Origin of the sequence: Burkholderia sp. M6-3, from assembly GCF_050858985.1 — a bacterium.
GTDB classification, from domain to species: domain Bacteria; phylum Pseudomonadota; class Gammaproteobacteria; order Burkholderiales; family Burkholderiaceae; genus Paraburkholderia; species Paraburkholderia caledonica.
The window spans coordinates 1,678,905-1,693,777 of record NZ_CP110091.1 but is presented as its reverse complement, the minus strand read 5'-3'; the positions used below and the strand labels follow the sequence as shown (position 1 = coordinate 1,693,777).

Below are 14,873 nucleotides of genomic sequence, written 5' to 3'. Positions count from 1 at the left end.
TTCAATCGACGCACTCAGCCCATACTTATTCGTGTGGCGACGTCGCTCCCGGATTTGCCGGTGTGCCGGGTCCGCCCGCAGGCTTCGAGTCGACGGGGATCTGGTCTTCCACTGGGGCGTCACCCTTCGAAGCGCCGTCAGGCGATGCACCAACCGATGCACCGTCGGCGGACGGGCCGCTCGAAGGCGCTTGCTCGGGCTCCTGTTTTGGAGGCTCGCCCGCTTCGACGCGGGGCGCGACGCTGTCCGGGTCCCACGTCAGCAGATTGCGCTGCGGGTTCGCGATTTCGATGCCGCGCTCGCGGAACTGGTCGAGAATGCGCCGGTTGAATTCGCGCTGCACACCCCAGCGCGCCGAATCGCGGCACTGCATCTGTCCGGCGAGCGTAACGGCCGAGCCGTCCACGGCGTCGACGCCCCAGAAGCTGAAGTCGGACAGAATGCCGTCCTTGAACTTCTCGTCTTCGCGCAGGGCGGCGCCGATTTCCTTGAGCGTGCCGATCGCGAGATCCACGTCCTGGCCGAATACGATATTCACGCGAACCGCCGCATTGCCGATGCCGCGATTCGTGTTGTTCACTGTCGAGACCGAACTGAACGGCACGGTGAAAAGTGAACCGTCGCTGCCGCGCAGCCGCACTGTGCGGATCGACAGATACTCGACGGTGCCGGATACGCCCGCAAGCGTCACCCAGTCACCGACTTGCATCGCGTTTTCCATCAGCAGGAAGATGCCCGTGATGAAATCCTGCACGAGCTTTTGCGAGCCGAAGCCGAGCGCCACGCCGAAGATACTCGCGCCTGCAAGTAGCGGCCCGATGTTCACGCCCAGTTCGCTCAGGCCCGTGAGCACGACCACCAGTGCGATCACGCAGAAAAGCCCGGTGCGCAGCATGGGCAGCAGCGTGCGCAGACGTGCGGCGCGCACGAGGTCGCCGCTCGTGGTCCAGCGATCCAGCCGCTGCTCGACCGACACATTCACGCTTTCCCACACGATGAGCGCGATCACCGCCGCGACGCCGATCGTCACGATGGCCGACGCAAGGCGGTGGCCGACACTGCCGTCGCGGAACAACTCGCCCACATCGACGCCCCACACTTGGAGCAACGCGAGCGCGGTGACGATGCCGATGAGCCACGAGACCACTCGTCGCAGCAACGGGTAATAGCGGAACGCATGTTGATGCACGAGCGACTTGCCGGCGGCGTCTTCGTGTCCATTGAAGAGCCGCGCGAGGGCGCCGAAGACGACGATGGCGAGCACCCGCGCGCCCACCAGCACCGCGAGCGACATGCCGCCGAGATGCAGCAGCGCGTGATAACCATTCTGCACGTCGAGCGCCCAGATGAACCACAGAGCCATTACGACGAAGACCGAGAGCCACGCCCATGCATCGGCGAGTGCATTGCCGACCATTTCAAGCGACTTGCGCGCGGCCATGCGCTGGCGAATGAGTTCGCCGACCGGTTTCGCGCATTGCAGAATCAGGATCGAGATCATCACGTGGCCGGCGAGCGCCACGACCTTCATCAACGCGAGATGCGCCGCGTCGCTCAGGCCGAGCGAGTGCGCGATTTCCGCAATCGCGGAACCCACGCCGACGACGCTGACAATGCGAATCACCCAGCGGTGTACGAACGCGGCCCATGCATCGCTCATTCGCAGCAGACGCAGACGGGGTGCCGTGGGCTGCAGGAAAAAGCCGCTGATGATCACGATCACGCGGCACAGCACGTAGATATCGACGAGCGAATCGAGGGCGCGGTCTTGCGGCGTGCCGTCGTCGGTGAAGATCGACATAAGCGCGCTCGCCGCGCCGACGAATACCGCAAGCGGCAGCAGACGCAGAACCGTGATCAATAGCGCGCGCGGCAGGCGCTGCAGGAGCGTCCAGTGATGCGTGGCGTTCTGCTTGCCCTTGGCTTCAGTGACTTTGCCGTTCGCGGCGGTGGTTGACGGCCGGGGCGTGACGGCAGGCTGTCCGGTTGCCGGTGACGTTGCCGCGCTTGCTGCGGGTTCTGTTTTCGCCTCCGCTCTAGCCTGCGCCTCGGCCCGTACCTCGGCGACCGGTGGGGCAGGCAGCGGCGGAGCGGCGTTCGCAGCGTCGGCGGGTTGCGGTTCGACGTCTACCGGCAAGTCGGTGCGCGGTGCATCAGCGGCGTCGCCACGTTCGCGGCGCGCGGCGAGCGCGAGATACGCGCGACGCAATAGACGGCGCGCGAGCCATTCGAGCACGAGCGCGGGCAGCAGTGCGGCCAGCAGCGACCACGCAACGTGCGCGAGAATCGAACGCGCCTGCGGATTTGTCGACTGCCAGTTCCACCACGCGCGTACCGAAGCGACGTCGAGAAGCGCCGTTATCGAGTTGCGCAGCGACGCGCCCAGATTGACGGCCCAATGCGCACCCTGACGAGCCAGTTGGGACGCGAGTCCGTTGGATTTGAACGCGTTCGGAACGAGGGCGGCGGCGCCGCTTGCAGCAGCCGGCGCCGAGGCGGCCGGAGCGGCGGAGGCCGGCGTGCTCAGCGCGCCGGCTGCAGCGATGGCCTGCAGGGTATCCGCCACCTGCGCGCGGCGCTTGGGATCGTTGAGCACCGAGAGCGCTTGCCGCGCCTGTTCAGGGGTCAGGCTGACAGTAGCGCCGGAGGCGGGAGTGGCAGGCGTCACCGCCGCGAAGACGGCCGGGGCGCCAAGAAGGAGAAAAATGAGGAAGCAGGCGTGTAGTAATTTGCGCATAGGGTGTAAGACGGGCTGCGGGTGCCGATGGCGTGCGATACATCGGTCGGTCTGGCGGTTTGATCGACGCCTTAACCGACAAGGGTTTTGTCGCACAAGTTCCTTTGACTGCGGCCGCGTTGTGCGAGAAGACCGCGCTGGCGGGCGTGAGCCGGCCCAGGCAATTGGCGAAAGCAAATTGCTTGCCTGAGTCTGCCTGACTCTACGCGAGGGGGATCATGACAATGGGCGCCGCAGTGCCGCGCGGCATCGACGAGTGGGAACCTGACTGCCCGGATGGACGGCGAGGTGGCTGCGGGCGTGCTGCTGCCAGCGGAAGACTTGCAGCAGCCGATCGCCGGAACGCTGGGATTCGGCCAAAAAGCCCGCGAGAACTAGGCAGAAGCCGCCGACATAGGAATAGGCAGGCGAGGCTCGCGTTCGCCGTCTGCGTCGCCGTCGAGGTCCGCGTTCGACGTGCGCCCGCCTGACGGCTCCGCATGCAGCCGATCCGCGTGCATCAGCCGGTATAGCGTGGCGCGGGAAATGCCGAGCTCGGCCGCCGCCTCCGACAACTTGTAGCCATGCCGCTGCAGCGCATGTTCGATCGCGTCTTTCTCGGCTTTGCTGCGAATTTCCGCGAGCGTGACGGCCGGCCCATTGTCCGTCTCGGGCAAGCCGAGGTCGCTCGCGTTGATGAAGCGGCCCTCGCTCATCACGACGGCGCGGCGCACGCAGTTGATCAGTTCGCGCACGTTGCCAGGCCACGCATAGTTGGACATCGCGACGATCGCGTCGCTAGACAATCCGCGCAGCTTGCGCGCGCCGTCCTGCTTGTACATGCTCAACGCGTAGTTCGCGAGCAGCTTGATGTCGCCGCCGCGCTCGCGCAACGGTGGCTCGACGAGGCGCAGCACGCAAAGCCGGTGATACAGGTCGGACCGGAAACGGCCTTCTTCGACCGCCTTGTCGAGGTCGACGTGCGTTGCCGAGATGACCCGCACATTCACGTGGATCGGCCCGTTGCCGCCGAGCCGCTCGATCGTGCCTTCCTGCAGAAAGCGCAGCAACACGGCCTGGCATTCGTGCGGCATGTCGCCGATTTCATCGAGAAAGAGCGTGCCTTCATGCGCGCTTTCGATTCGCCCGATCTTGCGTTGAAGGGCCCCCGTAAAGGCGCCACGCTCGTGGCCGAACAGTTCGGCTTGCAACAGGCTTGGCGGAATCGCCGCGCAATTGATGGCGACGAACGGCCGGCCAGCGCGCGGCGAGCGTTCGTGGATCGCGCGCGCGGTCAACTCCTTGCCCGTGCCCGACTCGCCGGCGACGAACACCGGCGCTTCTGTCGTGCCGCATTTGTCGATGCGCCGGTACAATTGCTGCATAGCCTCGCACTGGCCGACCATGCCGTGCCGTCCGAGCGACGGTTCCGGCGTTACATGCGCTTGTCGCAGCGCCGACAGCCCGTGCGCATGACCCAGCGCGAATACGAGCCGCTCGTTGAGCCACGGCCGTGTGACGAAGTCGAAGCAGTAATCGAGGATGAAGCGGCTGATCAGTTCGTCGTCCGCCTGACCCGGCGCGATTTGAGCGACCCAGTTCGTTTCTGGACGGCGCATGCACGAGGCAAGGGCGGACAGTTGCTGCGACGTGCAGTCTTCCGGTAGCTCAATGAGGCCGACCTTGATGTTGTCGCGCTCGATCATGCGTTCCGCGCTCGCGGTGGTTTTTGCATGTACGGCGTGCCATGCGGACGCGGCGAGGAAGTCGGCGAGTTTCTTATCGGGCGAGTTCGACACGTAAAGAACGGTGCGTTCGGTGTCCGCAGATGCGAAAGTCATTTTCATTACCCCCGATTCGGTGCTGCTTTCAAGACTGCTGTTCGACGTTGTCAAGGATCGCAAGCCTGACCGGGCCTGCGGAATAACTGAGCCAGCAGCCTGGTTGCAAACCCGGGCACAAGGCTCTGAGCCATCGCGGGCGCTACTGCGCTAATGGGGGCGACGGCCGATCGACTGTAAGGTCATAGCGGGGCAAGCAGCGCAGCGTGAACTGCGAGGTGCCGCCTATTGGCAGCAGACAGGTGAACGTTTAACGTTGCACCGGCCGGAGTATTTCATCCCCGAATCACTTGTACCGTTTCTTATCTCCTTGGCTTTTTTGATCGCGCTCTAAACGGCGCGTGACTTAAACATAAGCGAAAGCGCTTTGGAATGCTATACAAACAAATCAGGAAGCCGGCAGTTTGCCCTCCGGACGGGCGTTTATTCGATTCCGGCTGATAGCGGCGCGATTGCGGCCGGACAGTTGCCCGATTGCCGGCCTCATGCGCGCATAACCGGAGCCGTTCGAACAGCACACGTCAAGCCCCGTTATGCGCGGTGGAGTACACAACGCGTGGACGAACCTTGAACGCGCAGGCCCGTTACGCGATTTTCGATGTTTCAGGTCTGCAACAGAATCGACAGTGCGTTTTCCACGGAATCTGGACCGATTCTATCTGCTGCTATGTCGGCAGATTCATTTAGAACTTGAACGCAAACCGCGAAGGGGCGCGGTATACCCGGCTTCGACGCTTATATGAAGCGCGTATTCCATGAGTTCAATTGACGGTTTTCGCGCAGTCGCGGTCTTGCCGAGCGTCTCGTATACGAATCATCGGAGATATGGCACGGCGGCGAAAAAGCCGGCATTAGCCGCGGATGCTCACAAATGCCTTGTGCGACAGCACTTCGACTCGCATGGCATGGCCATTGCAATAAGCGAGTCACAGCGAATCTGTTGCTGCCGGTCGGTGAGGGAGAGGGGAAGTCAAAAAAACGACCGGCGGCACAACGACTCGTGGACGCGGCCGGGGAAAGCCAATGCGTTCTGCGAGGCTGCGGCGGGGTCATGGACAAGCGGACGTCACATAACACGGGGCGAATGACCGATGCGAAACGGTCGTTCGCCACCCGGCGACGCAAATCTCTGACCTCGTCGATTTTTTCGTCTGTGGAGGTGCAGGTGGTGGAGACATAACGACAGGTACCTCGCGCGGCAACGTTTGCGCGAGCGACATGCAAACGGGGAAAGGGCAGCGCACGGTCTGGACCAACCGGCGCGACGAAACGGGGAGAAGGCCAGAGCTTCCATAGAGAAGCGCACAAGCGAGGTGGACCGGGCGCCGTGTTCGCGTGTGTAGCGTGAGCACGGCGGACCTGGAAGGCTGCATGCAGCCGTCAGCATGTCACCGAACGGGGGATGTCATGAAAACACACGTTATCGGCGCGGTGTGCAGGACACGCCACGACCATCCAGCCACGGCACGTACTGCCGAAGTTATCCGTCTTCGTTACCGGGCGCACGTTGGCGCGCCGCGCGGACTGTTTGCCGCGCCGCCGGCGGATCTGCTCACGCTCGTGATTGCCGACGCGATGAAGCGCAAGGCGCAGGCGGAGAGCCAGCGTCCGGAATTGCGCGATGCATACGAGATGCCGGTTTCGCGCGAGAGGAACGCCGGTCGCGATGCGGACATCGGTCAGCGGGAATACGATGAATCGGACTGAGCGCTCCTGGTGAATTGAGGGTGCTGATCGAGTTGAGGGCGGCGTGCGCGAGCATCCCGAACGATGACAGAACATTCGAGCCGCTGCGCCCGCGCGCTGGCCGCTTCATGCTTCGTGGCATCATGTAAAGACTGCCACAGTCAGCGAGCCGGGCGCGGCATCCTCCATGGCCAACGAATCCAGCGGTTTTAGCGGCATTTCTTCGATCCTCTCGAATCCGATTCTCAACACGGACTCGTATAAGGCATCGCATTATCTGCAGTACCCGCCGGGAGCGTCGGCGATGTTCTCGTACATCGAATCGCGCGGCGGCCGCTACGATTGCACGCTCTTTTTCGGCCTGCAGATGCTGATCAAGGAGTATCTGTGCCGGCCCATCACAGCGGCAATGATCGAACAGGCGAAGGCGTTTTTCAGCGCGCATGGCGAGCCGTTCAACGAAGACGGTTGGCGCCATATCGTCGAGCATCAGAACGGATATCTTCCCGTGCGGATTCGCGCGGTGCCCGAGGGTTCGGTGGTGCCTACGCATAACGTGCTCGTCACCGTCGAGTGCGACGACCCGCTGGTATTCTGGCTCGCCTCGTATCTGGAAACCATGCTGCTGCGTGTGTGGTATCCGGTCACGGTAGCGACGCAAAGCTGGCATCTGCGCAAGACGATTCACGCCTATCTGGCAAACACGAGCGACGACCTCACGCAACTGCCGTTCAAGCTGCACGATTTCGGTGCGCGCGGCGTGTCGAGCGCCGAGTCGGCGGCAATTGGCGGCGCCGCGCATCTCGTGAGCTTCATGGGCTCCGACACGGTGCTCGGCGTGGTCGCTGCGAATCACTACTACAACGAGAGCATGGCCGCATTCTCGGTGCCGGCCGCCGAGCACAGCACGGTCACCTCATGGGGCCGCGAGCGCGAGACCGACGCGTATCGGAACATGATCGCGAAGTTCGCAAGGCCGGGCTCAATCGTTTCGGTGGTATCGGACTCCTACGACCTGTACGCGGCGCTGAAGGTTTGGGGCACCGATCTGAAGCAGGCCGTGCTCGATTCCGGCGGCACGCTCGTAATCAGGCCGGATTCGGGCGATCCGCAAACTATCGTGTTGCAGACCTTGCATGCGCTGGAGGCGTCGTTTGGATCGGTGCTGAACAGCAAGGGGCGGCGTGTGCTCAACAACGTGCGAGTGATTCAGGGCGACGGCGTGAATCCCGACTCGCTCGAGGCCATTCTCGCCGCAATGGACCATGCGGGCTTCGCGGCGGACAACATCGTGTTCGGCATGGGCGGCGCGCTGTTGCAGCAGATCAATCGCGACACGCAGCGATTTGCGATGAAGTGCTCGGCGATCCGCCTCGGGGATACATGGCACGACGTATCGAAAGATCCGGTCACGGACACCACCAAACGATCGATGAAAGGACGCCTCACCCTGTTGCGCAACCGTCGAACGGGCGACTACCGCACGGCGACGCTGCCGCTCGCGCCAGCAGTGAACGCGACGGCAGGCGAAGGCGATTGGGAAGATGCGATGATCACCGTATTCGATTCGGGCAAGCTGCTGGTCGACGTATCGCTGTCGGAAATCCGCGCTCGCGCGCATGCGCACGAAGCATAGCGGCTGCGCATGCAGGCCCGCAGCGGCAAGGATTCGATACAATCCGGCGAGTTGCGGTCAGCGGTTAGCGCTGGCTGTAACGCGGCTTCAACTCGCGCTCCAATACGGGCAACGCAAATACCAGAACAATGAGCCACTCCAATATTCAACTGATCGAGCGCTTCTACACCGCGTTCCAGCGGCGCGACGCCGACACCATGATCGCCTGCTACGCCGACGACGTCGTCTTCAGCGACCCCGCATTCGGTGAATTGCACGGCGACGAAGTGCGCGACATGTGGCGCATGCTCGTCACGCGCGCGCAGGATTTTTCGCTGACATTCGACAGCATCGAAGCCGACGAACATAGCGGCCGCGCGCATTGGACCGCAGGCTACGTGTTTAGCCAGACGGGCCGGCCGGTGGTCAACCAGATCGATGCGCGCTTTGCATTCCGCGATGGGCTGATCGTCGAGCATCGCGACAGTTTCGATTTGTGGGCGTGGATGCGTCAGGCGCTGGGCGCGCGAGGCGCGCTGCTCGGGTGGTCGCCGCTCGTGCATCGCTCGATCCGCTCGCGGGCGAGAAGAGGGCTCGCGCTCTATCGGCGCCAGGACCATAACTCCTGAACGGGTGGGTTAGGGCCGATGCACTATCCTTGTTTCATCGATCAGCGGGGACACGTATGCCGGTAGTGGATGCCGCGTGGCACGAATGGCTAAGCACTAACGCAGCGCGTGGCTGCACGATGGACTCGATGATCGAGGCCATGACGCAAGCGGGTTTTGCTGCCGACGTAGCCGGCGAAGCGGTGCGCGCCGCCTTTGGTTCAAGTGCTGCGAACGTGGCGAGCGCGGCCACGGCCGCGGCCCCAGCGGCGGGCGGCACCGAGGCGGCGTTGCCGCAAAAGGCGCCGCACACATACCGGTACGACGACGCGCCGGTCGCGCACGGCAATACGATCCACGCCCATGACCGGGACGTGCAGGTGTTGGCGCGCTGCGAGCGGCCGCAGGTGATCGTGTTCGCGAACGTGCTGTCCGCGCAGGAGTGCAGCGAGATGATCGAGCGCTCGCGGCATCGGTTGAAACGATCGACCACCGTGAATCCCGCGACCGGTCAGGAAGACGTGATCCGCAACCGGACGAGTGAGGGCATCTGGTATCAGCGCGGCGAAGACCCGTTGATCGAACGGTTGGAACAGCGCATCGCAAGCCTGATGAACTGGCCGGTCGAGAACGGCGAAGGTCTGCAGGTTCTGCACTATGGCCCGACCGGCGAATACCGGCCGCATTACGACTATTTCCCGCCCGATCAACCGGGCAGCGCGGTTCATACGGCTCGCGGCGGTCAGCGCGTGGCGACGCTCGTCATCTATCTGAACGATGTGTCCGAAGGCGGCGAAACGATTTTCCCTGAAGCGGGCTTGTCGGTGGCGGCGAACCGGGGCGGTGCCGTGTATTTCCGCTACATGAACGGTCAGCGCCAACTCGATCCACTGACCTTGCACGGCGGCGCACCAGTGGTTGCCGGCGAGAAGTGGATCATGACCAAGTGGGTGCGTGAGCGCGCGTACTTCTGATTTCCATAGCAGGGCGCGCGTTGGCGCATTTGTACTCCCTGCTCACGTGCCGCGGTAGACATCCGGGTCGTGTACTTCCATGAAAAACGCCGGGTTCGACAAAGCCTTGAACCCGTGTGGCCGATAGACTTGGTGCGCGTCTGTTGTTGCCAGCATTATTCTCCTCAAGCCCTGCAGCGACTCGCTCGCGAAGAGTTGCGTGAGCAACGCGTGTGCATATCCGTTGCCGCGATACTCGGGCAGAACGAACACATCGCACAGGTACGCGAACGTCGCGTGATCCGTGACCACGCGCGCAAACGCGACCTGCTTGCCCCCGACATGGCCGCCGAAACACAGCGACCCGGCAATGGCGCGTTCGAGCGTTTCGCGCGGCATGCCCTTCGCCCACGGCGTTTCCTGCGACAAAAACGTGTGCACCATTGCGATGTCGAGCTTCTCCTTGTCGCTGGAAATTTCAAGTTCGCTCAGTTCATTAGGGGTCGCCACACCGTCTCCTGAAATCTGTTAACCCTTGGCCGGGCCTTCTGCGCTGCGGGAACCGCCGCCGATGCTCTGGCCCGCATCGCGTGAAAGACCCATGTAGCCGATCACCGACACGAGCGTCAACACGCCCGCAAGCAAGAACGCGAGGCGGAAATCGTCGAGCGTGAACACGCGGCCCGTCGTCTCGCCGTTGAAGAACGCCGCAGCCCGCAGTGACACCGCGCCGAATGCGATACCGAGGCCTATCGTCATCTGAGCTGCCGCGCTCCATAGCGTGCTGGCCGCGCTCATTTGCGGCTGTGCGACGTCGGCGTAGGCGAGTGTGGCGAGTGTCGAAAACTGCATCGAGCGCGCCACGCCGTACACGAACACGACGATCAGCACGAGCGCAAGCGGAACGTCCGGCGTCAGCAACCCGCACGCAATGATGAAGATGCCGGCTACCGTCACATCGACGATCGACACCATCCGAAAGCCGAAACGCTGCAGGATTCGCGTGGTCAGCGCCTTCATGCCGAGATTGCCGAGCGCGCTGGCAAGCAGCAGTAGCCCGGACTTGAACGCCGACAAGCCGAAGCCGACCTGGAACAGCAGCGGCATCAGATAAGGTACGGCGCCGATGCCAATGCGCGTGAAGGAGCCCGTTATGACCGTCACCGAAAACGTGGGGATTTTCAGCGTGGAAACGTCGATCAACGGATGCGGATGCCGCCTGGCATGCTGGAACGCGACGGCGCCCACCACCAAGCCCAAAACGATGATCGCTCCGCCGATCCACGGGTTCTCGGCGGGCTGGCTCGCCAGTTCCGCGCCGTACAGAATCGCAGTGAGCGCGGTGCCGCTCAGCAGCAAACCGACGACGTCGAGCGGCTTGCGTTCGCTGCCGCGCAGGTTGGGCACCAACGCGAGCGCCACGGCCATGGCCGCGAGACCGAACGGCACATTGAGCAGGAAAATCCAGCGCCACGATGCATAAGTGGTAATGAACCCGCCGACGGGCGGGCCGATTACCGGCGCGGCGATTGCGGGCCACGTTATCGTTGAAATGGCCTGCATCATGCGGCTTTTTTCGGTGCTGCGAACCACGATGAGCCGGCCGACCGGCACCATCATCGCGCCCCCGATGCCTTGCAGCAGACGCGCGGCGGTGAACTCCGCGACGTTCTGCGACAGCCCGCACAGCACCGAGGCGACCGTGAACACGCCGATTGCGCTGAAAAACACGGTGCGCGAGCCGCAGCGGTCGGCGACCCAGCCGCTCGCCGGGATGAAAATCGCCAACGCCAGCATGTAGGCCGTCATGCCGAGACTGATGCTGTTGGGCCCGACGCCGAACGAGTGCGCCATCTGCGGCAGCGCAGTCGCGATCACCGTGGTGTCGAGATATTCCATGAAAAACGTCGCCGCGACGATATACGGCAACCAGCCGGCATGCTTCAGAGGCGTGCTGCTTCCGTTCATTGCACGGCCCCTGGCAGCGCGCGCGCGCGTACGTCGCTAAGGCCGCGAATGCACGGGCGAATTCCACGCGAAATACGCAATGCTATGCACTTCATGTTTTTGACTATCTCTCGAATACGTGTTTTCGCCGTCCCCGCAAAGCGGACGTGCGACAGGAGCGGGGCCGGGGGAACGCGTCGGTCATGCTGCTAGCAGAATGATCCGCATTGGGACGCGTGCCGCGGTGATATATCGCCGGCTCTGAATCCTATCGCAATCACGCGCGCTGCATAGGTGATGCGTGGCACAGACCAATGTGTCCGGTCCAAACGGCGCGCCGATCGTGTATGGCCCATGCCGAGCACGTCGCGTGCCGTGCCCGGCCGTCAGTAAGCACGTTTCGATGCGACCCGCGGTTCAGTCCTTCGCCGCGTATTCGCGATCCAGCCGGTCATACAACGGCTTGTTCACGAGACGCTGGCGCTCGCTGAACGGCGCGACGAGCGTCGCGTCCTCGTCGAGGCGGCCGTTGCTCTTCAGGCTGCCGAGCGCGCGTTGCATGCCGAGCACCGCACCTTGCAAGGCGGCGTTCGCGTACAGCACGATGCCATAGCCGAGCTTCGCGAGCGCTTCACGTGACTGCACCGGTGTCTTGCCGCCAATCACGATGTTGATCAGCTGCGGCTTGTCGAACAGCGACGGCAAACGCTCGATGTCCGCCAGCGACTCCGTCGCTTCGATGAAGAGAATGTCCGCGCCCGCCTCGATGAAGCGATGACCGCGCTCGATCGCGTCTTCGATACCGTGGACTGCCGCGGCGTCGGTGCGCGCCATGATCTGCAGGTTTCCGTCCTCGCGCGCGTCGACCGCCGCGCGGATCTTGCCTGCCATTTCGCTGGCACCGATCACTTCCTTGCCGGAAAAGTGTCCGCACTTCTTCGGCATCACCTGATCTTCGAACTGGATCACGTCGGCCCCGCTGCGTTCGAGCACGCGTACGGTCTGGCGTACGTTCAACGCGTTGCCAAAGCCGGTGTCGGCGTCGACGATCAGCGGTAGCGCAACCGCATCGCGAATTCGCGCGGTGTGCTCGGCGACCTCGGCAAGACCAATGAAGCCGAGATCGGGCAAGCCGAGCGACATGTTGGTGACGCCCGCGCCGGTGATGTAGATCGCCTCGAAACCGGCGTCCTCGATGACGCGAGCGCTCATCGCGTTGAAGGCGCCTGGCACGAGCAGGCCTTGGCGTTGGTTGACCTTGGCGCGGAAGGCGGCGCGGCGAGCGGCAGAAGTTGTCATGACGGTTGTCTCCGGGGGAAAAGCTGAGTGAGGGTGGGCTCGGAAAGGCAGAAAGTATGCCAATACTTCGGCTTTGATGAATGGCCCAACAAATCAATTGCTTACGGAGGCGGGGCGGGAAATCAGTGTTTCATGGCAGAATGAGCGACCGTTACGTGAAACGTTCTTGAAACGATCATTGGAACGTTTCAACAAGCTCTTCCGGAGCGTTTCACATGTCGACCTTTTCACCCTCTCTCGTCAACGCTGACTCGGGCCGTCCGGGTATTGCACTGGTAAGTATCAGCCGCCTCGAGTCGCTTTGCGAGACGATTGCACCGCGCTACGCCGGCCGCGCGAGATTTTTCTCGATTCGCGAAGGCTACGGCTCCGCTGTCACCGCGCTGCAGGCGTACGTCGACGCGGGCTCCGTCGACGTCGTCCTCGCGGCGGGCTCGAACGGCGCTTATTTGCGCGATCACCTGAGCGTGCCTGTCGTCATGGTGAAGGTGAACGGCTTCGACGTATTGAGCGCGATCACCCGCGCCACCACCCTTTGGCCCAGCGAGCCAATCGGGCTCGTGCTGCACGAAACGATCTCGCATGAATTGGCCGATCTCAGCGGCTGGCTGAGCGTCGGGCTGAAACAGCGCGCGTACCGCTCGGTCGATGAAGTCAGAACCGCAGTGAGGGATCTCGCCACCGAAGGCTGCCGCGTGATCATCGGGCCGGGCATGGCTTGCGATCTGGCGCAGCAGGAGGGTCTGGAGAGCGTGTTCCTGTACTCACTTGGCGCCGTCGAGGAAGCGTTCGAGCGCTCGGTGGAACTCGCGCGCGTGAGCCGCCAGAAGGAGTCCAAGCGCGTGCGCCTGAACACGATCGTCGCGCATCTGCGCGACGGCGTGGCCGCCTTCGACGACGCAGGCCAGCTCGAAGCGGTCAACCCCGCAATGCTCGATCTACTGGGCCTCAACCGCGACCACAACATTTCGGCGCAACTTGCGCGGACGGTTGGCCCGTGGCTGCGCAAGGCGCTGCAAGGCGACGGCGCGCTCGACGAGCGCATCGAGCAGATTGGCGAGCGTTCGCTGATCGTCAATTGTGTGCCGATAGTCGAGCAGGGCGCGCGCTCGGGCGTCGTTGTGACGGTACAGGACGCGCTGGTCGCGCAGCGGATCGACCGGTCGTTGCGCACCAGCCAGCGGCCGAGGCATCTGGTTGCTCGGCATCGGCTGGCCGATCTGATCGGCGAATCGGCGGCGCTCGAACGCGTGCGCCGGCTCGCGCGCGCCGGCGCCGCGCACGACGTCACCGTTTTATTGACCGGCGAAAGCGGCACCGGCAAGGAGCTGGTCGCGCAGGGCATCCACAATGCAAGCCCGCGGCGCGGCAATCCGTTCGTCGCGTTCAATTGCGCGGCGCTTCCCGAGGGGTTGATCGAAAGTGAATTGTTCGGTCACGAGGAAGGTGCGTTTACCGGCGCGCGGCGCGGCGGTAAGCCGGGCCTGTTTGAAATGGCCCACACCGGAACTATTTTTCTCGATGAAATCGGCGAAATGCCGCCCGCACTGCAAAGCCGGCTGCTGCGCGTACTCCAGGAACGCGAGGTCATGAAGCTCGGCTCGGGCCGCGCGACACCCATTGACGTGCGGGTGATAGCCGCCACGCACCGCGACCTGCACGCGCTCGTCGACGAGGGGGAGTTTCGCGCGGATCTGTATTTTCGTCTGAATCTGCTTCAGATAGAATTGCCGCCGCTGCGTGAGCGGCGTGCCGACGTTGCTTTGCTCGCGCGGCACTTGTTAAGCCGCAATGCGCTCCAATATGGATCGTCTGAAGCGGCAAGCGACCGGGTTCTGCAGTTTCTGACGCCGCTCTTCGAGCGCTACGCGTGGCCAGGCAACGTGCGCGAGCTGGAAAATCTGCTGGCGCGCGCAGCGATCTATCTTGGCGATACAGCGAGCGATCAGCGCGTCGATCCGGAAGGCAACCTTCAGCCCGATCTGCTGGCGCTGTTTCCAGAATTCAGCCGTATGGGGCATGCGGGCGGTAACGGGAGGCTTATCAGAACTGCTGCGGACGCCGCCCGCGTCGCGCCGAGCCGCGACGACGCACTGGAAGCACTGGCACGCTGCGGCGGCAACCGTGCAGCGGCAAGCCGGGCGCTGGGCATCGGCCGCACTACGCTCTGGCGGCTGCTGAAGGCCGATGAGGCTCGATAGCCGGCGG

10 protein-coding genes are annotated in these 14,873 nt (G+C 63.4%); 5 read left to right on the top strand and 5 right to left on the bottom strand.

Annotated features, from left to right (window positions below; translation table 11 throughout):
- Positions 1–25 precede the first annotated feature (25 nt).
- The gene (locus OH764_RS24930; RefSeq protein ID WP_498848875.1) at positions 26–2,737 is read right to left on the bottom strand and encodes a mechanosensitive ion channel family protein; all 2,712 of its coding nucleotides are present in this window, start codon (positions 2,735–2,737) and stop codon (positions 26–28) included.
- Positions 2,738–3,111: 374 nt separating this feature from the next.
- Complete coding sequence (locus tag OH764_RS24925; protein WP_498848874.1) at positions 3,112–4,563, bottom strand: sigma 54-interacting transcriptional regulator; 1,452 nt, start codon at positions 4,561–4,563, stop codon at positions 3,112–3,114.
- A 1,401-nt stretch (positions 4,564–5,964) separates the two neighbouring features.
- On the opposite strand from OH764_RS24925, the gene OH764_RS24920 reads away from it, so the two are divergent.
- The 4 genes from OH764_RS24920 (at position 5,965) to OH764_RS24905 (ending at position 9,440) form a co-directional block, all read left to right on the top strand.
- Positions 5,965–6,264: a hypothetical protein gene (locus OH764_RS24920; protein WP_498848873.1), complete on the top strand. Its 300-nt coding sequence runs from the start codon at positions 5,965–5,967 to the stop codon at positions 6,262–6,264.
- Positions 6,265–6,430: 166 nt separating this feature from the next.
- On the top strand, positions 6,431–7,879 hold the full coding sequence (locus OH764_RS24915; RefSeq protein ID WP_498848872.1) for a nicotinate phosphoribosyltransferase: 1,449 nt from the start codon (positions 6,431–6,433) through the stop codon (positions 7,877–7,879).
- Between the two features lie 128 nt (positions 7,880–8,007).
- The gene (locus OH764_RS24910; RefSeq protein ID WP_288824204.1) at positions 8,008–8,487 is read left to right on the top strand and encodes a nuclear transport factor 2 family protein; all 480 of its coding nucleotides are present in this window, start codon (positions 8,008–8,010) and stop codon (positions 8,485–8,487) included.
- 56 nt (positions 8,488–8,543) lie between these two features.
- On the top strand, positions 8,544–9,440 hold the full coding sequence (locus OH764_RS24905; protein WP_498848871.1) for a prolyl 4-hydroxylase family protein: 897 nt from the start codon (positions 8,544–8,546) through the stop codon (positions 9,438–9,440).
- A 42-nt stretch (positions 9,441–9,482) separates the two neighbouring features.
- On the opposite strand, the gene OH764_RS24900 is transcribed toward OH764_RS24905, so the two are convergent.
- The 3 genes from OH764_RS24900 to OH764_RS24890 all read right to left on the bottom strand — a co-directional run bounded on the left by OH764_RS24900 (position 9,483) and on the right by OH764_RS24890 (position 12,665).
- The gene (locus tag OH764_RS24900) at positions 9,483–9,863 is read right to left on the bottom strand and encodes a GNAT family N-acetyltransferase (protein ID WP_498851285.1); all 381 of its coding nucleotides are present in this window, start codon (positions 9,861–9,863) and stop codon (positions 9,483–9,485) included.
- Between the two features lie 84 nt (positions 9,864–9,947).
- The gene (locus OH764_RS24895) at positions 9,948–11,387 is read right to left on the bottom strand and encodes an MFS transporter (RefSeq protein ID WP_498848870.1); all 1,440 of its coding nucleotides are present in this window, start codon (positions 11,385–11,387) and stop codon (positions 9,948–9,950) included.
- Positions 11,388–11,783: 396 nt separating this feature from the next.
- Positions 11,784–12,665, bottom strand: a complete 882-nt coding sequence (locus OH764_RS24890; RefSeq protein ID WP_498848869.1) for an isocitrate lyase/PEP mutase family protein — start codon at positions 12,663–12,665, stop codon at positions 11,784–11,786.
- 215 nt (positions 12,666–12,880) lie between these two features.
- Between OH764_RS24890 and prpR the strand changes: the two genes are divergently transcribed.
- Positions 12,881–14,866 carry a propionate catabolism operon regulatory protein PrpR gene (gene prpR / locus OH764_RS24885; RefSeq protein WP_498848868.1) on the top strand — a complete coding sequence of 662 codons (1,986 nt, stop codon included), beginning with the start codon at positions 12,881–12,883 and terminating at the stop codon, positions 14,864–14,866.
- Positions 14,867–14,873 lie beyond the last annotated feature (7 nt).

Excerpts from the sequence above, each read along its gene's own strand:
- OH764_RS24930 (WP_498848875.1), bottom strand. The coding sequence starts at position 2,737 with ATGCGCAAATTACTACACGCCTGCTTCCTCATTTTTCTCCTTCTTGGC.
- OH764_RS24925 (WP_498848874.1), bottom strand. The coding sequence starts at position 4,563 with ATGAAAATGACTTTCGCATCTGCGGACACCGAACGCACCGTTCTTTAC.
- OH764_RS24920 (WP_498848873.1), top strand. The coding sequence starts at position 5,965 with ATGAAAACACACGTTATCGGCGCGGTGTGCAGGACACGCCACGACCAT.
- OH764_RS24915 (WP_498848872.1), top strand. The coding sequence starts at position 6,431 with ATGGCCAACGAATCCAGCGGTTTTAGCGGCATTTCTTCGATCCTCTCG.
- OH764_RS24910 (WP_288824204.1), top strand. The coding sequence starts at position 8,008 with ATGAGCCACTCCAATATTCAACTGATCGAGCGCTTCTACACCGCGTTC.
- OH764_RS24905 (WP_498848871.1), top strand. The coding sequence starts at position 8,544 with ATGCCGGTAGTGGATGCCGCGTGGCACGAATGGCTAAGCACTAACGCA.
- OH764_RS24900 (WP_498851285.1), bottom strand. The coding sequence starts at position 9,863 with ATGGTGCACACGTTTTTGTCGCAGGAAACGCCGTGGGCGAAGGGCATG.
- OH764_RS24895 (WP_498848870.1), bottom strand. The coding sequence starts at position 11,387 with ATGAACGGAAGCAGCACGCCTCTGAAGCATGCCGGCTGGTTGCCGTAT.
- OH764_RS24890 (WP_498848869.1), bottom strand. The coding sequence starts at position 12,665 with ATGACAACTTCTGCCGCTCGCCGCGCCGCCTTCCGCGCCAAGGTCAAC.
- prpR (WP_498848868.1), top strand. The coding sequence starts at position 12,881 with ATGTCGACCTTTTCACCCTCTCTCGTCAACGCTGACTCGGGCCGTCCG.